The following is a 17,090-nucleotide window of genomic DNA, read 5'->3' as shown; positions in this document are numbered from 1 at the left end:
CCTCGTTCACCTCGGGTTCGGCTGGCGCCCGTAGCGTCCCCGCTCGGAAACGCCTGTGCACAACCTTGGAGGCCCCTGTGGCGAACCCGTCGCCGCGCCGAACGCTCCCGCTGCTCAACAGCCCGCACAAGAGCGGGCGCTCCGCGCTGACCTGCGAATTCCGCTGCGGCAACGCCTGCGCGCACGATGTCCCGAACACCGGCGACAACACGTACTTCGGCGACGTGGTCACCTCGGTCCTGTCCCGCCGCGGCATGCTCCGGGCGGGGGCGCTCGGCGCCGTCGCGGCCGGGGCGGGGGCGCTCGGCGTGGCGGGAGCCGCACCCGCCGCCGCCGACCCCGGGGCGGAGGCCCAGGGTCTCGGCCGCGGGCACGGCCACGGGAACGGCGGCCGGGGCGGCCTGCGCTTCGCGGCCGTCGCGCCGAACCGGGAGGACCGCATCACGGTCCCCGAGGGCTACGAGTCGGCCCCCGTCGTGCGCTGGGGCGACCCGGTCCTGCCCGGCGCCCCGGAGTTCGACTACGAGAACCAGACCGCCGAGGCGCAGGCCGGGCAGTTCGGCTACAACTGCGACTTCGTGACGTTCTTCCCGATGGGCGGCCACCGCGGCCTGCTCTGGGTGAACCACGAGTACTCCGACGAGGCACTCATGTTCCGCGGCTACGCCGGCGGGGACGCCGCGACCGAGGAGCAGATCAGGATCGGCCTGGCCGCGCACGGCGGTTCGGTGGTCGAGATCGAGCGGGCCGGGAACAGCGGCCGGTGGAAGCTGGTCACCCGGGGCCGCCGCCGCTACAACCGGCGCATCACCGCGCAGACCCCCATGCGCTTCACCGGCCCGGCGGCGGGCAGCGACCTGCTGAAGACCGCCGCCGACCCGAAGGGCACCACCGTCCTCGGCATGCTGAACAACTGCGCGGGCGGCACCACCCCGTGGGGCACCGTGCTGACCGCCGAGGAGAACTTCAACCAGTACTTCGCCAAGGGCGGCGGCGCCCCCGAGGACCAGAAGGCCGGGCTCAAGCGGTACGGCATCGACACCGCCTCGACCGCGCCCAGCGGGCGCGGCTGGGAGCGGGTCGAGGAGCGCTTCGACCTGTCCAGGCACCCGCACGAGGCCAACCGCTTCGGCTGGATCGTGGAGATCGACCCGTTCGACCCCGACTCCACCCCGGTCAAGCGCACCGCCCTGGGCCGCTTCGCCCACGAGGGCGCCACCACCACCCTCGCCAGGGACGGCCGGGTCGTGGCCTACATGGGCGACGACTCCCGCTTCGAGTACGTCTACAAGTTCGTCTCGAAGAAGCGCTACATCCCCGGCTTCGACCGGCACAACCGCACCCTGCTCGACGAGGGCACGCTGTACGTCGCCAGGTTCACCGGCGACAGCCCCGCCGCCGAGATCGACGGCTCCGGGAAGCTCCCCGCCGACGGGCGGTTCGACGGTTCGGGCGAGTGGATCCCGCTGGTCACCGGGAACGTCTCCCACGTGCCGGGCATGACCGCCGCGGAGGTCCTGGTCTTCACCCGCCTGGCCGCCGACAAGGCCGGCGCGACCAAGATGGACCGTCCCGAGGACATCGAGCGCAACCCCGTCACCGGCGGTGTCTACCTGGCGCTGACCAACAACTCCAACCGGACCCCGGCCCAGGTGGACGAGGCCAACCCGCGCCCCGCCAACAAGCACGGCCACGTGCTGGAGATCACCGAGCGCCGCGACGACGCCGCGGCCACGACCTTCGGCTGGTCCCTCCCGCTGGTCTGCGGCGACCCGGCCGACGCCTCGACGTACTTCGCCGGGTTCGACAAGAGCAAGGTCTCGCCGATCTCCTGCCCGGACAACGTCGCCTTCGACCGCGACGGCAACCTGTGGATCTCCACGGACGGCAACGCCCTCGGCTCCAACGACGGCCTGTTCGTCATGCCGGTCACCGGCTCCGAGCGCGGCCACCTGCGGCAGTTCCTCACCGTGCCGATCGGTGCGGAGACCTGCGGCCCGTTCATCACCGCGGACCAGCGCAGCGTCTTCGTCGCGGTGCAGCACCCGGGCGAGGTCGACGGCGCCTCGCCCGAGACCCCCGCCAGCCACTGGCCCGACGGCGGCGAGAGCCAGCCCCGCCCGTCGGTCGCCGTGGCCTGGCACACCCGGGGCAAGAAGATCGGCTCCTGACGCCGGCGCGCCCGCCGTACCCGGCCTCCGGGACCGGGTACGGCGGGCGCGCGTGCGGTCGCCGCACGGGTACGGCGGGCCGCGTCGGGGCCCGGGGACGTCCGGCGGCCGCACTCCGTGAAAGGCGGTGCGGGGCCACCGGTCCGCCGCCCGGTCAGCCGGTGGTCCGCTCCACGGGGATCCAGAGCTCGGCGTCCGCCTTCTCGCCGTCCGGCGAGATCACCGTGCGGGTGATCTGCGGGCCCGGCCGGCTCAGGTACGGGTTGGAGGGGAACCACTGGGTGTACACGTCCCGCCACAGGTACTGCACCGTCTGCGGGAACGGGCCGGAGGCCTCGAAGACCGCCCAGGTGCCCGCCGGGACCTCCAGGACGTCCATGCCCTCGGGCGCCTCGCCGCCCGTCACCGCGGCGCAGTAGTAGTCGAGCTCGCTGCCCTCCTCGCGCGGCTCGGCGATGTCGTGGGCCGCGTTGACGAGGCCCTCCGGCTCCTGGTCCGACAGGGCCGCGATGCGCGCCAGGGCCTCCTGCCCGAGGTTCCGGGTGAACTCGACGATCGCCGGGTTCATCCCCTCGTGGACGAGGGGGACCCGCGCCTTCCTGCCCACCAGGCGGAACTCTTCCTTCTCCACGATCTTGTATCGCATGCCGCTGCTCCCTTCGACGACGAGACGGAAGGACATCCGGGGCTGGGAGTACAGCGCCGCACCGCACCGCCTGGCCTCGCCGGGGCCGACGCCGTGCAGGGCGCGGAACGCGCGGGCGAACGCCTCCCCCGAGCCGTAGCCGTAGCGCACCGCGATGTCGAGCAGCGTCTCCTGCCCGGCGAGCACCTCGGCGCCCGCCACGGTGAGCCGCCTGCGGCGGATGTACTCCGAGAGCGGCAGACCCGCCAGCGCGGAGAACAGCCGCCGGAAGTGGTACTCCGAGGTGGCGGCGATCCGCGCCAGCTCGGCTGCCTCGATCGGCTGGTCGAGGTGGCCCTCGATGTACTCCATGGCCTGGTTGAGCCGCTCCAGCACTCCCGGACCTCCTTCCCTTACGTACGCCACGCTAGGCGGGGGCGGCCGGATCGGACCCGACATCTGCGGGCCCGATCCGGTCGGGTACGGCGCCCGTACGGACGACGCGCTCGTGGTACGGCGCCCGTACGGACGACGCGCCGGTACGGACGATACGGCGGGCCGCCCCCGCGGCGGACGCCCCGCCGGGGCGCTCACCGGGCGGGGGACCCCTCCCGGGGGTTCCGGGCCAGGGCGGCCAGCAGGGCGCCGGTCAGGGCGACGGCGAACAGCACGCCGTACGTCTTCTGGAAGCCGTCCATGAGCTGCTCCACGGCGACCGGGGAGACGCGGGAGAGCGTGCCCGCGTAGACCTGGTCGCGCAGCCGCGGACTGACCGAGCCGGTGAGCACGCTCAGCGTGACGGCGACGCTGAGCACGATCCCCACGTTCATGATCATGAGGCGGAAGCCGTTCACCACGCCGAGGCTCCCGGGCGGCAGGGCCTTCATGACCTGGGTGGTGTTCCCGGTGAGGAACGTCCCGCTGCCGCAGCCGCACAGGAACAGCCCCGCGCCGACGACCCAGTACGGCGTGGCAGGCGCGGTGTTGAGCAGCAGGATCCCGAGCCCGGAGGCGCTGAACAGGGAGCCGCCGACCGAGAGCGCGTAGGGGGAGACCCGGCGGCCGAGGGCGCCCGCGAGCGGGGAGGCGAGGGCCATGCCGATCGGGACCGGGAGCACGCCCAGGGCGGCGGTGACGGCGTCGACGCCCCTGGCCGCCTGGAAGTAGAGGGCGACCAGCAGGATCAGCGCCGAGCGGGCCAGCGCGTTGCAGAACGAGGCGAGGTTGGCGAAGGCCAGCACGCGCTCGCCGAACAGGCGCACGTCGAGCACGGGATGGGAGGCGCGGCGCTCCACGGCGACGAGGACCGGGACCAGGAGCGCCGCGACCACCGCGCCGGTGATCACGACCGGGCTGCCCGGGCCGCGCGAGCCCGCCTCGGAGAGCGCGACGAGCGCGGCGGACAGCAGCGCGAAGACCACCAGGTTGCCCGCCGCGTCCACCGGCTCCCGGGGGCCGTGCGGGTCGCGGTCGGCCTTGCGCAGGGTGAACGCGCCCCAGCCGAAGGCGACCAGCCCGGCCGGCACGTTCACCCAGAAGATCCACTGCCAGCCGGCCGTCTCGGCGACCAGCCCTCCCACGGTGGGGCCGGCGAGCTGGGCCACCGAGAGCGTGCCGATGTAGACGCCCATGCCCTGGCTGAGCCGGTCGGGCGGGAAGGCGTCGGTGATGATCACGGTCCCGTTGGCCAGGATCATCGCCGCGCCGACCGCCTGGAGCACCCGCATCGCGATCAGGAACCAGACGCCGGGGGAGAGCCCCGCGAGCAGCGAGGCGGCGGTGAAGAGGGCGAATCCGGCGAGGTAGACCTCCCGGCGGCCGAGGAGGTCGGCCACCCTGCCGAAGAACACCAGGGTCGCCGTGTTGACGAGCATGAACGAGAGCAGGATCCAGCCGGAGGCGAAGGCGTCGGCCCGGAAGTGCCGGACCACCGCCGGGAGGGCGACGTTCAGGGTGCTGCCGGAGACGCCGATCAGCACCAGCCCGAGACTCGTGACCGAGCAGACGCGCCAGGCGTAGCGGAGCCTGGCGGAGTATTCGGGCGAGCCGGGAAGGTCCTGGGGGATCGCGACCATGCCGACCAGTCTGACGCACACTGTACGTCCGTTTTGTCCCGGGTCGTGCGACCGGTCACCTCGCGCGCCTGCGCAGCCCCTCCATGTCGTGGATGACCACGCGGCGGCGGCCGGTCTCGATCAGCCCCCGGTCCCGGAGTGAGCGCAGGGCCTTGCTGACCGCCTCGCGGGAGGAACCCGTCCAGCCGGCCAGCTCGTCCTGGGAGAGCGGCAGCGCCACCCGGACCGCGCCGCCCGCCTGCTCGCCGTACCGCTCGGCCAGTTCCAGGAGCCGGGTGGCGACCCGGCCGGCGGTGTCGAACGCGCCGTACTCGATCCGCTTGCGGTCGGCGTCGCGCACCCGGCCGGTCACCGTCTGCAGGAGCAGTACGGCGACCCGGCCGTGCTCGCGCAGGAACGCCGGGAAGTCGCGGACCGCGATGCCCTCGACCGGCTCCAGCGCGGTGACCGTGGCCGACCTCGGCAGGCCGTCGATGGCCGAGAACTCGCCGAGCAGCGCGCCGGGCCCGCGCACGGCGAGGACGACCTCGGTGCCGGAGGATGTGTGCGAGGAGATCTTGACCCGGCCGGACGTCAGCACGAGCACCCAGTCGGACGCGTCGCCCTCGGCCATCAGCGTCGTGCCCCGGTCCCACCTCCGGGGCCGCCCGGCCGCGCGCAGCCCGGCGGTCTCCTCGGGGGTGAGCAGGGAGAGGAACTCGCCCGGTTCGGACACGGACGGGGAGGGGGACGGGCTCACGGGTGCCTCCTGGAGGGGATGCTGGTCGACACGGGGTGGCGGGCCGGTACGGCGGCGTGCGGCGCCGGTCGTTCCGGCGGGGTGTGCTCCGGCGAGGTGCGGTCCGGTGCGGCGGTCCCGCGGTGCGGCACGGGCTCCCGCTCCGGCCGGATCAGGTCAGCCCGGACAGGACGTAGGCGTGCACGGGATGCTCCTTGCCCTTGAGGCTCAGCCCGCCCAGCGGCTGGACCTTCGCCCCGGGGCCGATCCGGTCGAGGGTGCTCTGGCCGATCACGACGGTACCGGGTTCGGCCACGCCCTCCAGCCGGGCGGCCACGTTCACGCAGTCGCCCATCGCGTTGAACCCGCGCAGCTGGGGGCTGCCGATGTTGCCGACGAGCGCGGGCCCGGTGTTGATCCCGATCCTGAACCGGGGGTAGCCGGGCGTGCCGGCGGCGATCTCCTCGGCTGCCTCCTGCATGGCCAGCGCCGCCCGGGCCGCGGCCCGGGCGTGGTCGGGCTGCCGGGCCGGGGCGTTGAACAGCGCCAGCATCGCGTCGCCGACGAACTGCACGATCGTGCCGCCGCCTGCGAGCACGATCGGTACGGCCACGCCGTGGTAGCGGTTCAGCATGTCGACGATCTCCCCGGGCGCGACCCGCTCGGAGAAGCTCGTGAAGCCCTTCAGGTCGGCGAAGAGCGCGGTCAGCTCGACCAGCTCGCCGCCCAGCTCGGCCCGGCGCGGGTCGGCCAGCAGCGCCTGCGCCACGTCCGGGGACATGTAGTTGCGGAAGAGCCCCTCCAGCTCCCGGTAGAGCCGGGCGTTCTCCAGGGAGATCGAGAGCTGCGCGGCCAGGGTCGCCGCGAGCGCCTCGTCCTGCGAGGTCAGGCCCACCGGGACCGCCAGCGCCCCGGCGAGGCGGCCCTTGACGGTCAGCGGGTGCAGGACCGCGCCGCCGCGCCGGATCGGCCCGCCGCCGGGGAAGTCCCGTTCGGTGTACTCCGCGGAGCCGACCGTGACCCGCCCGTCCGCGACCAGGCTGATGCGCACGTCGCCGTACGCCTGCCGTACCCGCTCCATCGCGTGGGAGAGCAGCTCCGCCTCGGGCAGGCCCACCCGGGCCCGGTTGCCCAGGTCCACCAGGGCGGCCAGCCGTCCGGACAGCTCGCGCTCGGTGGCCAGCGCCTCGCCCGCCCGGTCGAGCACGGCGGCCTGCGCCTCGGTGAGCCCGAACTTGCCCGCGAGCCTGGTCGCGACCGGGACCCCGGCACCGGTCCCGTCGCCCGCCCTGCCGTCCTCCCGGCGGCGCAGGTGGGTGACGAGCTCCTCCAGCGCCTGGGTGTACTCGCCGCGCATCCTGCGGACGGTCGCGCTCAGCGCGACCGAGTCGAACAGCCCGGCGCCGGAGCCCTCCCGCCGGAACTGCAGGTGGGCGCTGTAGGCGACGAAGGCGAAGGCGAGGGTGAGCAGCACGTGCCAGAGCCACCAGGACAGGTGCCAGTTGTGGTGGGACATCCCCGCGACCACCGCCTCGGCGAGCAGGGCGTAGGCGGTGACCAGGCTGATCAGCATCGCCGCGGGGCGTCTGCGGTGCAGCCGGAACACCATCACCGCGGCGGCGCCGTACAGGGCGACGGCGAGCAGTTCGGCCCCGCCTAGATCCGCGCCGTGCGCGGGCGGCCTGGCGCTCAGCGGGGTGAGGCCCGGCACCAGGCAGGCCGCCCCCCAGCCGACGACCAGCGCGGCGAGCGCGCCGCGCAGCAGGTTGCGCGACCGGAGCACGGCCCCGGCCGCCCGTTCGCCCAGCGGCAGCGCCGAGGCGAACGCGAAGGCCGCGGCGACCAGGAGGCCGACCGGGTGGGACAGGTCGAACCCGTGGCTCGGCCCGTCGAGGACGACCTTCGGGGTGGTCAGGCCGTGCACGAAGAAGAAGCCGGCGCTGCCCAGGAAGACCAGCGAGACCAGGAGCAGCCGGGCGTCCGCGCGCCGGGCGGCGGACCGGCTGACCAGCGCGCCCAGGACCAGGCTGATCCCGGCCACGGCGTTGATCAGCCAGAAGTGGGCGGGGTTGTCCTGCCACCTGGCGTTGAGATGGGGCTGGGCGAGCAGCAGCCAGAGCCCGAGCATCGGCAGGGCCAGGTGCATCACCCAGACCACCGTGCGGACCGGCTGGGTCGCCGGAGGGAGGTACGGCTCGGGCCCGGCGCTGCCGGTCTCCGGCGCGGCCGTCGAGTCGTGCGTCGGCACAGTGGCCTCCGTATTCATCGGGGTCCTGCGACCCCTGTGGTGTCCGCCCCGCCCCGTGGGCGGGTTCCCCCGAACGCCCCGATTATCCAGGCGCACCGCCGGTGCCGCCAACGCCTTTCCGCTCCCGGAGACCACCGCGCGGAAACCCGGTGCGGGGACCCCGCGGAAACCTCACGGGACCCCTGCGGAAACCCCGCCGGACCCCCGCCGGTAAGCGTCCGTACCGGATGCGACCGGCGGCCCGCGACCCGGCGGCGGATGAATGTAATCGTTCGCCGGGAATGAGAAGGTGGGCGGGAGAGGAATCCGTGGAAAGACCTGAGACGGACGGAGGTGAACCCTGAAGTGACAACGGATTCGGAGGGGGACGAGATGACCGCTGAAGTGCTGCCTTCCTGGTTCTACCCGCCGGCCGACGGCTGGGTCGCGGAGGATCTCGACCGGCTCCCCCCCGAAGCGCCGCGCCGCCTCGAACTCGTCGATGGAGCCCTCATCGTGATGTCCCCGCAGACCAAGTTCCACATGAGGGTCATCGACAACCTCACCCGAGTGCTGCGGTCGGCGGCACCGGAAGGCCTCGACGTGGTGCGGGAGATGACGGTCACGCTGGGGCGGCGTCAGCGGCCGGAGCCGGACGTCATGGTCGTCCGGGAACCCCCCGGGACGGGGCTGGAGCGCACGACCTACCGGCCCGAGGAGGTCGTCCTCGCGGTCGAGGTGGTCTCACCCGACTCGGAGGAGCGCGACCGGAGGGTCAAGCCGGAGCGGTACGCGCAGGCCGGTATCCGCCACTTCTGGCGGATCGAGAACGAGGACAGCCGCCCCGCCGTACACGTGTACGAGCTGGACGACACCACCGGCGCCTACGTGCCGACCGCCATCGAGCGGGAGAAACTCCGGCTCACGGTGCCCTTCCCCGTCACCGTCACGATGCGGGAACTGCTCTCCTGAGCCTTCCGGCGCGGTCGCGGGCGGGGACGTCCGTCTGACCGGGCATCGTCCCGCGGGAAGACGGAGGGGTACGGCCCACGCGGGCCGTACCCCTCCGCCGTGCGTGATCAGCCGAAGATGGCCGGGAGCGTGCCCGTGTGCGTCTCCCTGAGCTCGGCGACCGGGATGTCCAGGACGCCCTCGACGACCAGCGAGGCGCCGCCGGTGGTGCCCAAGCCGTAGCAGGGCACCTCGTGGGTGGCGCACAGCTCGGCGAAGGCCTCGAAGGACTCCGGCCGGACGGTCACCAGCGCGCGGGAGGCCGACTCGCTGAACAGGTCGACGAACGCGTCGTCGCCCGTGAGCGAGACCGTGCAGCCGATGCCCTGGGCCAGGCACGCCTCGGCCAGGGCGATGGCCAGGCCGCCGTCGGACAGGTCGTGGGAGCCGGTGAGCAGGCCCCGCGAGGCGGCCTCGGTGAGCACCCGCCCCAGGGCGCGCTCGGCCTCCAGGTCCACTGCGGGCGGGAGGCCGCCCAGGTGGCCGTGGGCGACGTGCGCCCACTCCGAGCCGCCGAACTCCGCGCTGGTCTCGCCGAGCAGGACGACCTTCTCGCCGGTGCCGGTGAAGCCGCTGCGCACCCGCTCGGCCACGTCCTCGATCACGCCCAGCACGCCCACGACCGGGGTCGGGTGGATCGCGGTGGAGCCCGTCTGGTTGTAGAACGAGACGTTGCCGCCGGTCACCGGGACGCCCAGGGTCTTGCAGGCGTCGGCCAGGCCGCGCACGGCCTCGGAGAACTGCCACATGACCTCGGGGTCCTCGGGGGAGCCGAAGTTGAGGCAGTTGGTGACCGCGAGCGGGACGGCGCCGGTCACGGCGACGTTCCGGTAGGCCTCGGCGAGGGCGAGCTGCGCCCCGGCGTAGGGGTCCAGCCGGGCGTAGCGGCCGTTGCCGTCGGTGGCCAGCGCGATGCCGCGGGTGGTCTCCTCGGCGCCGGGCATGGCCTCGCTGATCCGCAGCACCCCGGCGTCGGCGGGCTGGGCCAGCACGGTGTTGCCCCGGACGTACCGGTCGTACTGGGAGGTCACCCACTCCTTGGAGGCCAGGTTCGGCGAGCCGAGCAGCTGCAGCAGCGCGGCGCGCAGGTCCTCGGGGCGCGGCAGCTCCTCGGGCGAGGAGGCGTTGAGCGCGGCCTGCCCGGCCGGCTCGTGGAAGGGCCGCTCGTAGACCGGGCCCTCGTCGGCCGCGGTGCCCGGCGGGATGTCCACGATGGTCTCGCCGTGCCAGGTCATGACCAGGCGGCCGGAGTCGGTGACCTCGCCGATCACGGTCGCGGGGATGTCCCACTTGGCGCAGATCGCCATGAAGGCGTCGATGTCGTCGGGGGCGACGACCGCCATCATGCGCTCCTGCGACTCGCTCATCAGGATCTCCTCGGGCCGCAGCGACGGGTCGCGCAGCGGGACGAGGTCCAGCCTGACGTCCATGCCGCCGGTGCCCTTGGCCGCGAGCTCGGTCGTGGCGCAGGAGACGCCGGCCGCGCCGAGGTCCTGGATGCCGACGACCACGTCGGCCTGGTAGAGCTCCAGGCAGCACTCGATCAGCAGCTTCTCCATGAACGGGTCGCCGACCTGCACGCTGGGGCGCTTGGCCTGGGACTCGTCCTCGAAGGTGGCGCTCGCCAGCACCGACGCGCCGCCGATGCCGTCGGGGCCGGTCAGCGCGCCGAAGAGCACGACCTTGTTGCCCGCGCCCGGCGCGATGGCCAGCTTGATCTGGTCCTTGCGGAGCAGGCCCACGCACAGGGCGTTGACCAGCGGGTTGCCGATGTAGCAGGGGTCGAAGACGACCTCGCCGCCGATGTTGGGCAGGCCCAGGCAGTTGCCGTAGTGGCTGATGCCCTCCACCACGCCGGGCAGCACCCGGCGGGTGTCGGCCTGGTCGGCGCCGCCGAAGCGCAGGGCGTCCATGACCGCGATCGGCCGCGCGCCCATCGACATGATGTCGCGGACGATGCCGCCGACGCCGGTGGCCGCGCCCTGGTGCGGCTCGACGTAGGACGGGTGGTTGTGGGACTCGATCTTGAAGGTGGCCGCCCAGCCGTCGCCGATGTCCACGACGCCGGCGTTCTCGCCCATGCCGACCAGGAGCGCGTCGGACTGCGGGGCCTTGGTGCCGAACTGCCGCAGGTGCACCTTGGAGGACTTGTAGGAGCAGTGCTCGCTCCACATGACGCTGTAGATGGCCAGCTCGGAGCTGGTCGGCCGGCGGCCGAGGATCTCCTTGACCCGGTCGTACTCGTCGGGCTTCATGCCCAGCTCGGCGTACGGCTGGCGCTCGTCGGGGGTGTCCGCGGCGCGCTTGACGGTGTCGAGGTTCACGTCACGGTTCACGCGTTCACCAGCTTCTTGAGGATCGAGGTGAAGAAGGCGCGGCCGTCCGTGCTCGGGGCGCCGGTCAGGTCCTCGACGGCGTGCTCGGGGTGGGGCATCAGGCCGACGATGTTGCCGGCCTCGTTGCGGATGCCGGCGATGTCGTTCAGGGAGCCGTTGGGGTTGCCCCCGGTGTAGCGGAAGACGACCTGGCCGCCCGCCTCGATCGCCGCGAGGGTCGCCGGGTCGGCGACGTAGCGGCCCTCGCCGTGCTTGACCGGCAGCACGATCTCCTGGCCCTCGGTGAAGTCCGAGGTCCAGGGGGTGGCGGTGTTCTCGACCCGGATGCCCTGGTCGCGGCAGACATAGTGAAGCCCGGCGTTGCGCATCAGCGCGCCGGGCAGCAGGTGGGCCTCGCAGAGGATCTGGAAGCCGTTGCAGGTCCCCAGGACGGGGAGCCCGGCCCTGGCGGCGGGGATCAGCTCCTCCATCAGCGGCGCGAACCTGGAGATCGCCCCGCACCGGAGGTAGTCCCCGTAGGAGAACCCGCCGGGCAGGAAGACCGCGTCCACCCCCTTGAGATCGGGGTCGGCGTGCCACAGCGGGACGGCTTCGCCCCCCGCATGGCGCACGGCACGGGCCGCGTCCTGATCGTCAAGAGTCCCGGGAAAAGTGACGACGCCCACGCGGGCAGCACTCATGACAGCGTTCCCCTCCACAAACGAGCGCCGCGCCGACGTCTCACACATCGGACGGCGGTCTGCGGCGGTGCGCCCAGGCTATCCGCTCTCCGGGGAGAGCTCACAACGAGGTCTGCGGCCCGGGCCCCGGATCCGGAGGTGACCTGCCCGCGGCCGGGAATCCCGATCACGGGGTCCGCGGCGCCGCGGGGCGGGACGGGCGCGGCCGGAGGCGCTCAGACGGCGGCCGGCTCGCGGGAGCGGGACCGTCGCGGCCGGAGGCGGTCAGACGGCGGCCAGCTCGCGGGGGCGCGCGGGAGCGGGGCCGTCGTGGCGGCGGAGCCGCTTGCGCAGGTGCACGGTGGTGCCGCGGCCGGGGGCGATGTCGAAGGAGATCTCGTCCACCACGGACTGCATGATCAGGATGCCGCGGCCGTTCTCGATGTCGTTCGGCGGGTAGTGGTCCGGCATCCGGACGAGGCCGCGGCCCCTGTCGGTGATGCGTACGTCGCAACGGTCGGGGCCGATGGCGGCCTCGACCTCGTAGCGGTTGTCCGGGCCGCCGTGGCGCACGGCGTTGGTGCACGCCTCGGTGACCGCGAGCAGGATGTCGGAGACGCAACTCCTCGTCACACCGCGGAAGGCCAGGGAGTCGCCGAGGATCCTGCGGACCATCGGAATGCCGACGGCCTCTCTTGGCAGAGCCAATGAGAACTCGAAATCCACCGGATCCCTCCCGGGCCAGACGTCACCCAGTGAAGGTTTCCCTGGGGAATCCGGGCTAACCGCAAAATAACTGTGATGTTATCCACTGTTAGTCAGGACGTGGTGTGGGATGCCCCCAGGGATGGATTTAACCGGCATGCAGGGATTTTGCTGGCTATATCCGGCTGATTACTCTTCGACGGTGACCTTGTAGTCCTCGATCACGGTGTTGGCCAGCAGGGTCTCGGCCATCTTGCGGACGTCCGAAAGGGCGGCCTCGTCGGCCGGGCCGTCGAGCTCCACCTCGAACCGCTTGCCCTGCCGTACCGCGGAGACGCCGGAGAAGCCGAGCCGCGGGAGCGCCCGGGCGATGGCCTGCCCCTGGGCGTCGAGAATCTCGGGCTTCAGCATGACGTCGACGATGACGCGCGCCACGGTGTTCCTCCAGGGTGCAGCGGGGTCGGTTGGGCGCCTCAAGCGTAACGGTCCCCGCCGGCGGCCCGTCGCCGGGTCCGCCCGGGCTCGGGCCGACCGGCGGTCCGGGGCTCGGAGCCACGGTGGTCCCGGGCCGACCGGTGAGGCGGGGCCGGTGGCGCGGCGGTCCCGGGAGGGCCGGGCGCGCGCTCCGCCCCGGTGCGAAGGGCACCCGCTCCGCACGGGTGTAAAGGGGGCCGGAGGGGAACGGGGACCGTATGGAGGCCGGAGCAGGGCTTGCGCGCAGGTATGTGACGTCTGCCACGATGTCCACAAGCGCAGACGAACCACCATCGACCGGATCCGATGCGTCGCTAACCGGCCGGACACGAGCGGCGACCCCGCTCGGACGGCCCCGAGCACACAGGAGCGGCACGTGACAGCCGACGCCTCTCGCGGTGCCCAGGCACCCCCCGAGCTCGTCCAGTTGCTGACCCCGGAGGGGGAGCGGGTCGAGCACCCCGACTACGACATCGACCTGACACCCGAGGAGATCCGCGGCCTCTACCGCGACCTGGTCATGGTGCGCCGGATCGACCTGGAGGCCGTCGCCCTGCAACGCCAGGGCGAACTGGGCCTGTGGGCCTCGCTGCTCGGCCAGGAGGCCGCGCAGATCGGCTCCGGCCGGGCCCTGACCGGCGCGGACATGGCCTTCCCGACCTACCGGGAGCACGGCGTGGCCTGGTGCCGCGGGGTGGACCCGGTCAACCTCCTCGGCCTGTTCCGGGGGGTCAACCACGGCGGCTGGGACCCCGCCGAGCACAACTTCCACCTCTACACGATCGTGATCGGCAGCCAGACCCTGCACGCGGTCGGCTACGCCATGGGCATCCAGCGCGACGGGGCCGTCGGCGAGGACGGCGCGGCCTCGATCGTCTACTTCGGCGACGGCGCCACCTCCCAGGGCGACGTGAACGAGTCGTTCATCTGGGCGTCGGTGTTCAACGCGCCGGTGGTGTTCTTCTGCCAGAACAACCAGTGGGCCATCTCCGAGCCGCTGGAGAAGCAGTCGCGCATCCCGCTCTACCGCCGGGCCAGCGGGTTCGGCTTCCCCGGCGTCCGGGTGGACGGCAACGACGTGTTCGCCTGCCTGGCGGTCACCCGCAAGGCGCTGGCCGACGCCCGCTCCGGGCAGGGCCCGGTGCTGATCGAGGCCTACACCTACCGGATGGGCGCGCACACCACCTCCGACGACCCGACCCGCTACCGGCTGGCCGACGAGCTGGAGGCCTGGAAGCTCAAGGACCCGATCGAGCGGGTCAAGGCCTACCTGGTCCGCAACCGCCTCGCCGACCAGGCGTTCTTCGACGGGGTCGACGCCGAGGCCGACGAGCTCGGCAAGGACGTGCGCAGGCGCTGCCTGCAGCTGCCGGACCCCGGGCCGATGGAGATGTTCGAGCACGTCTACGCCGAGCCGCACCGGCTGATCGAGGCCGAGCGCGCCGAGTTCGCCGCCTACCTCGCCGGATTCGAGAACGAGGGGGTCGAGGGATGACGACGCTCACCATGGCCAAGGCCCTGAACGAGGGCATGCGCAAGGCGATGGAGGACGACCCCAAGGTCCTCGTCATGGGCGAGGACGTGGGCAAGCTCGGGGGCGTGTTCCGCGTCACCGACGGCCTGCAGAAGGACTTCGGCGAGCAGCGGGTCATCGACACCCCCCTGGCCGAGTCCGGCATCATCGGCACGGCCATCGGCCTCGCGCTCCGGGGCTACCGGCCGGTCTGCGAGATCCAGTTCGACGGGTTCGTCTTCCCCGCCGCCGACCAGATCATCACCCAGCTCGCCAAGATGCCGATGCGCTCCCTGGGCAAGCTCAGGCTCCCCGTCGTGGTCCGTATCCCCTGCGGCGGCGGCATCGGCGCGGTGGAGCACCACAGCGAGTCCCCTGAGGCGTACTTCACGCACACCGCCGGCCTGCGCGTAGTGACCTGCTCCAACCCGGCGGACGCCTACGCGATGATCCAGCAGGCGATCCGGTGCGACGACCCGGTCGTCTTCTTCGAGCCCAAGCGCCGCTACTGGGACAAGGCCGAGGTCGACACCTCCGGCTCGGCGGACTGGCTCCCCCTCGACCGGGCCCGCGTCGTACGGCCCGGCGCGGACGTCACGCTGCTGGCCTACGGGCCGATGGTGAAGACCTGCCTGGAGGTGGCCGCGGCCGCCCAGGAGGACGGCCGCTCGCTGGAGGTCGTGGACCTGCGCTCGCTCAACCCGCTGGACCTGCCCGCGGTCGTGGAGTCGGTACGGCGCACCGGGCGGTGCGTCGTGGTGCACGAGGCGCCCGTCTTCAACGGCTACGGCGCCGAGCTGGCCGCCCGGGTCACCGAGGAGTGCTTCTACCACCTGGAGGCGCCGGTGCTGCGCGTGGGCGGGCCGTCCACGCCCTACCCGCCCTCCCGGCTGGAGGACCACTACCTGCCGGACCTGGACCGGGTCCTCGACGCGGTCGACCGCGCGTTCGCGTTCTGAGAGGGGGGACGGTGAAGGAGTTCAAGCTCCCCGACGTGGGTGAGGGCCTGACCGAGGCGGAGATCGTCCGCTGGCACGTGAAGGCCGGCGACCCGGTCAAGGTGAACCAGACCATCGTGGAGATCGAGACCGCCAAGGCGGTCGTCGAGCTGCCCTGCCCGTTCGAGGGCGTGGTCGCCGCCCTGCTGGCGGAGGAGGGCGAGACCGTCGACGTGGGCAGGCCCATCATCGCGGTCGACGACGGCTCCCCGGCCCCGGCCCTGCCGCCCCCGGCGGACGCCCCCGCAGGCCGGGCGGCGCTGGCCGACGACATGGTCCCGGCCGTCCCGGCCTCCCCGGCGGTCCCCGGGGAGGCGGGCCGGAACGGGACCGCCGCGGAGGGCGGGGAGAAGCGCCAGCCCGTCCTGGTCGGCTACGGGGTCAAGCCGGGGGCGGCCAAGCGCCGCCCCCGCAAGCAGCCGCCCGCCGCGCCGGGCCCGCAGAGCGCCGCCTCGGGCCCGCAGAGCGCCGCACCGGCTCCGTCCGCCGCGCCGGTCGCGCAGCGCGCCGTGCCGGACCGACCGGCCGCCGGGCCGGCTCCGCAGGCCGCGGCGCCGGGCGCGGGGCCGAGCGGCGTGCCGGGCCCGGCGACCGCCGAGACCGGTCCGCGGGCCGCGGCGGGACGTGTGACGGTGCTGGCCAAGCCCCCGGTGCGCAAGCTCGCCAAGGACCTCGGGATCGACCTGGCCGCGCTCACCGGGACCGGGCCGCAGGGCTCGATCACCCGGGAGGACGTGCACGCGGCGGCGGCCGCGCCCGTACGGCCGGCGGCGCGGGCCGGGGCGGCGGACGAGGAGCGGATCCCGGTCAAGGGCGTGCGGAAGGCGACCGCCCAGGCCATGGTGGCCTCGGCGTTCACCGCCCCGCACGTCACCGAGTTCCTCCAGGTGGACATGACCGGGACCATGGAGGCGGTCGGGCGGCTCCGCGCCCTCGACGACTTCGCCGGGGTCAGGGTCTCGCCGCTGCTCCTGGTCGCCAAGGCGCTGCTCGTCGCGGTCCGCCGCCATCCGATGGTCAACTCGGCGTGGGACGAGGCGGCGCAGGAGATCGTGGTCAAGCACCGGGTGAACCTCGGCATCGCCGCCGCTACCCCCCGCGGCCTGCTCGTGCCCAACGTCAAGGACGCCCACTCCCTGTCGCTGCCGGAGCTGGCGGCGGCCCTGACGGAGCTGGCCGAGACCGCGCGGGCCGGCCGCACCCAGCCGGCGGACATGGCGGGCGGCACGATCACGATCACCAACGTGGGCGTGTTCGGGGTGGACGCCGGGACGCCGATCCTCAACCCGGGTGAGTCCGCGATCCTGGCCCTCGGCCAGGTCAGGGACATGCCGTGGGTGGTGGACGGGCAGATCGCGGTGCGCAAGGTGTGCACGCTCGCGCTCTCCTTCGACCACCGGGTGGTGGACGGCGAGCTGGGCTCGCTGTTCCTGCGCGACATCGGCGCCATGCTGGAGGACCCGCTGCGCATGCTCGCCTGGGGCTGAGGCCGCGCGGCCGAGGCCGGGTCCGGGTCCGGGCTTCGGAGGGCCGGACCCGAACCCTCGAGGCCGGAGCCGGACGGCCGGAGACCGGCGG

General features: G+C 73.3%; 13 protein-coding genes. 5 read left to right on the top strand and 8 right to left on the bottom strand.

The annotated features are described in order from the left end of the window. The first annotated feature begins 77 nt into the window (after positions 1 to 77). Entirely contained in the window at positions 78 to 2,171 is a 2,094-nt protein-coding gene (locus IEZ06_RS28395; protein ID WP_229798810.1) for a PhoX family protein, read from the top strand. Between the two features lie 154 nt (positions 2,172 to 2,325). On the opposite strand, the gene IEZ06_RS28390 is transcribed toward IEZ06_RS28395, so the two are convergent. The 4 genes from IEZ06_RS28390 to IEZ06_RS28375 form a co-directional block, all read right to left on the bottom strand. Beyond that, entirely contained in the window at positions 2,326 to 3,192 is an 867-nt protein-coding gene (locus IEZ06_RS28390; RefSeq protein WP_189239747.1) for an AraC family transcriptional regulator, read from the bottom strand. Positions 3,193 to 3,386: 194 nt separating this feature from the next. Continuing rightward, the gene (locus IEZ06_RS28385) at positions 3,387 to 4,871 is read right to left on the bottom strand and encodes an MFS transporter (RefSeq protein ID WP_189239746.1); all 1,485 of its coding nucleotides are present in this window, start codon (positions 4,869 to 4,871) and stop codon (positions 3,387 to 3,389) included. A 55-nt stretch (positions 4,872 to 4,926) separates the two neighbouring features. Continuing rightward, the gene (locus IEZ06_RS28380) at positions 4,927 to 5,610 is read right to left on the bottom strand and encodes a Crp/Fnr family transcriptional regulator (protein WP_189239745.1); all 684 of its coding nucleotides are present in this window, start codon (positions 5,608 to 5,610) and stop codon (positions 4,927 to 4,929) included. A 151-nt stretch (positions 5,611 to 5,761) separates the two neighbouring features. After that, the gene (locus IEZ06_RS28375) at positions 5,762 to 7,837 is read right to left on the bottom strand and encodes an adenylate/guanylate cyclase domain-containing protein (protein WP_229798808.1); all 2,076 of its coding nucleotides are present in this window, start codon (positions 7,835 to 7,837) and stop codon (positions 5,762 to 5,764) included. Positions 7,838 to 8,209: 372 nt separating this feature from the next. On the opposite strand from IEZ06_RS28375, the gene IEZ06_RS28370 reads away from it, so the two are divergent. After that, positions 8,210 to 8,788, top strand: coding sequence for a Uma2 family endonuclease (locus IEZ06_RS28370; RefSeq protein WP_189239744.1), 579 nt, complete (start codon positions 8,210 to 8,212; stop codon positions 8,786 to 8,788). 107 nt (positions 8,789 to 8,895) lie between these two features. Here IEZ06_RS28370 and purL read toward each other — a convergent pair whose 3' ends face one another. From purL to purS, 4 genes are all read right to left on the bottom strand, one after another. Beyond that, on the bottom strand, positions 8,896 to 11,163 hold the full coding sequence (purL, locus tag IEZ06_RS28365; RefSeq protein WP_189239743.1) for a phosphoribosylformylglycinamidine synthase subunit PurL: 2,268 nt from the start codon (positions 11,161 to 11,163) through the stop codon (positions 8,896 to 8,898). Next, positions 11,160 to 11,843 (bottom strand): phosphoribosylformylglycinamidine synthase subunit PurQ, encoded by a 684-nt coding sequence (gene purQ / locus IEZ06_RS28360; RefSeq protein ID WP_068902827.1) that lies wholly within the window; start codon positions 11,841 to 11,843, stop codon positions 11,160 to 11,162. The genes purL and purQ overlap by 4 nt, the downstream gene beginning before the upstream one ends. 264 nt (positions 11,844 to 12,107) lie before the next feature. Further along, complete coding sequence (locus IEZ06_RS28355; RefSeq protein WP_229798806.1) at positions 12,108 to 12,530, bottom strand: ATP-binding protein; 423 nt, start codon at positions 12,528 to 12,530, stop codon at positions 12,108 to 12,110. A 186-nt stretch (positions 12,531 to 12,716) separates the two neighbouring features. Continuing rightward, positions 12,717 to 12,962, bottom strand: coding sequence for a phosphoribosylformylglycinamidine synthase subunit PurS (gene purS / locus IEZ06_RS28350; RefSeq protein WP_189239741.1), 246 nt, complete (start codon positions 12,960 to 12,962; stop codon positions 12,717 to 12,719). A gap of 415 nt (positions 12,963 to 13,377) precedes the next feature. On the opposite strand from purS, the gene pdhA reads away from it, so the two are divergent. From pdhA to IEZ06_RS28335, 3 genes are read left to right on the top strand one after another with little or no spacing between them, the layout of a single operon-like run. Beyond that, on the top strand, positions 13,378 to 14,496 hold the full coding sequence (gene pdhA / locus IEZ06_RS28345) for a pyruvate dehydrogenase (acetyl-transferring) E1 component subunit alpha (protein ID WP_189239740.1): 1,119 nt from the start codon (positions 13,378 to 13,380) through the stop codon (positions 14,494 to 14,496). Then, positions 14,493 to 15,473, top strand: coding sequence for an alpha-ketoacid dehydrogenase subunit beta (locus tag IEZ06_RS28340; protein ID WP_189239739.1), 981 nt, complete (start codon positions 14,493 to 14,495; stop codon positions 15,471 to 15,473). Before pdhA ends, IEZ06_RS28340 begins: the two co-directional genes overlap by 4 nt. Before the next feature lie 11 nt (positions 15,474 to 15,484). Continuing rightward, positions 15,485 to 16,999, top strand: coding sequence for a dihydrolipoamide acetyltransferase family protein (locus IEZ06_RS28335; protein WP_189239738.1), 1,515 nt, complete (start codon positions 15,485 to 15,487; stop codon positions 16,997 to 16,999). Positions 17,000 to 17,090: the final 91 nt, after the last annotated feature.

Source organism: Planomonospora antibiotica (assembly GCF_014647955.1).
Taxonomy (GTDB): domain Bacteria; phylum Actinomycetota; class Actinomycetes; order Streptosporangiales; family Streptosporangiaceae; genus Planomonospora; species Planomonospora parontospora.
This window is presented reverse-complemented; position numbering and strand designations above follow the sequence as displayed.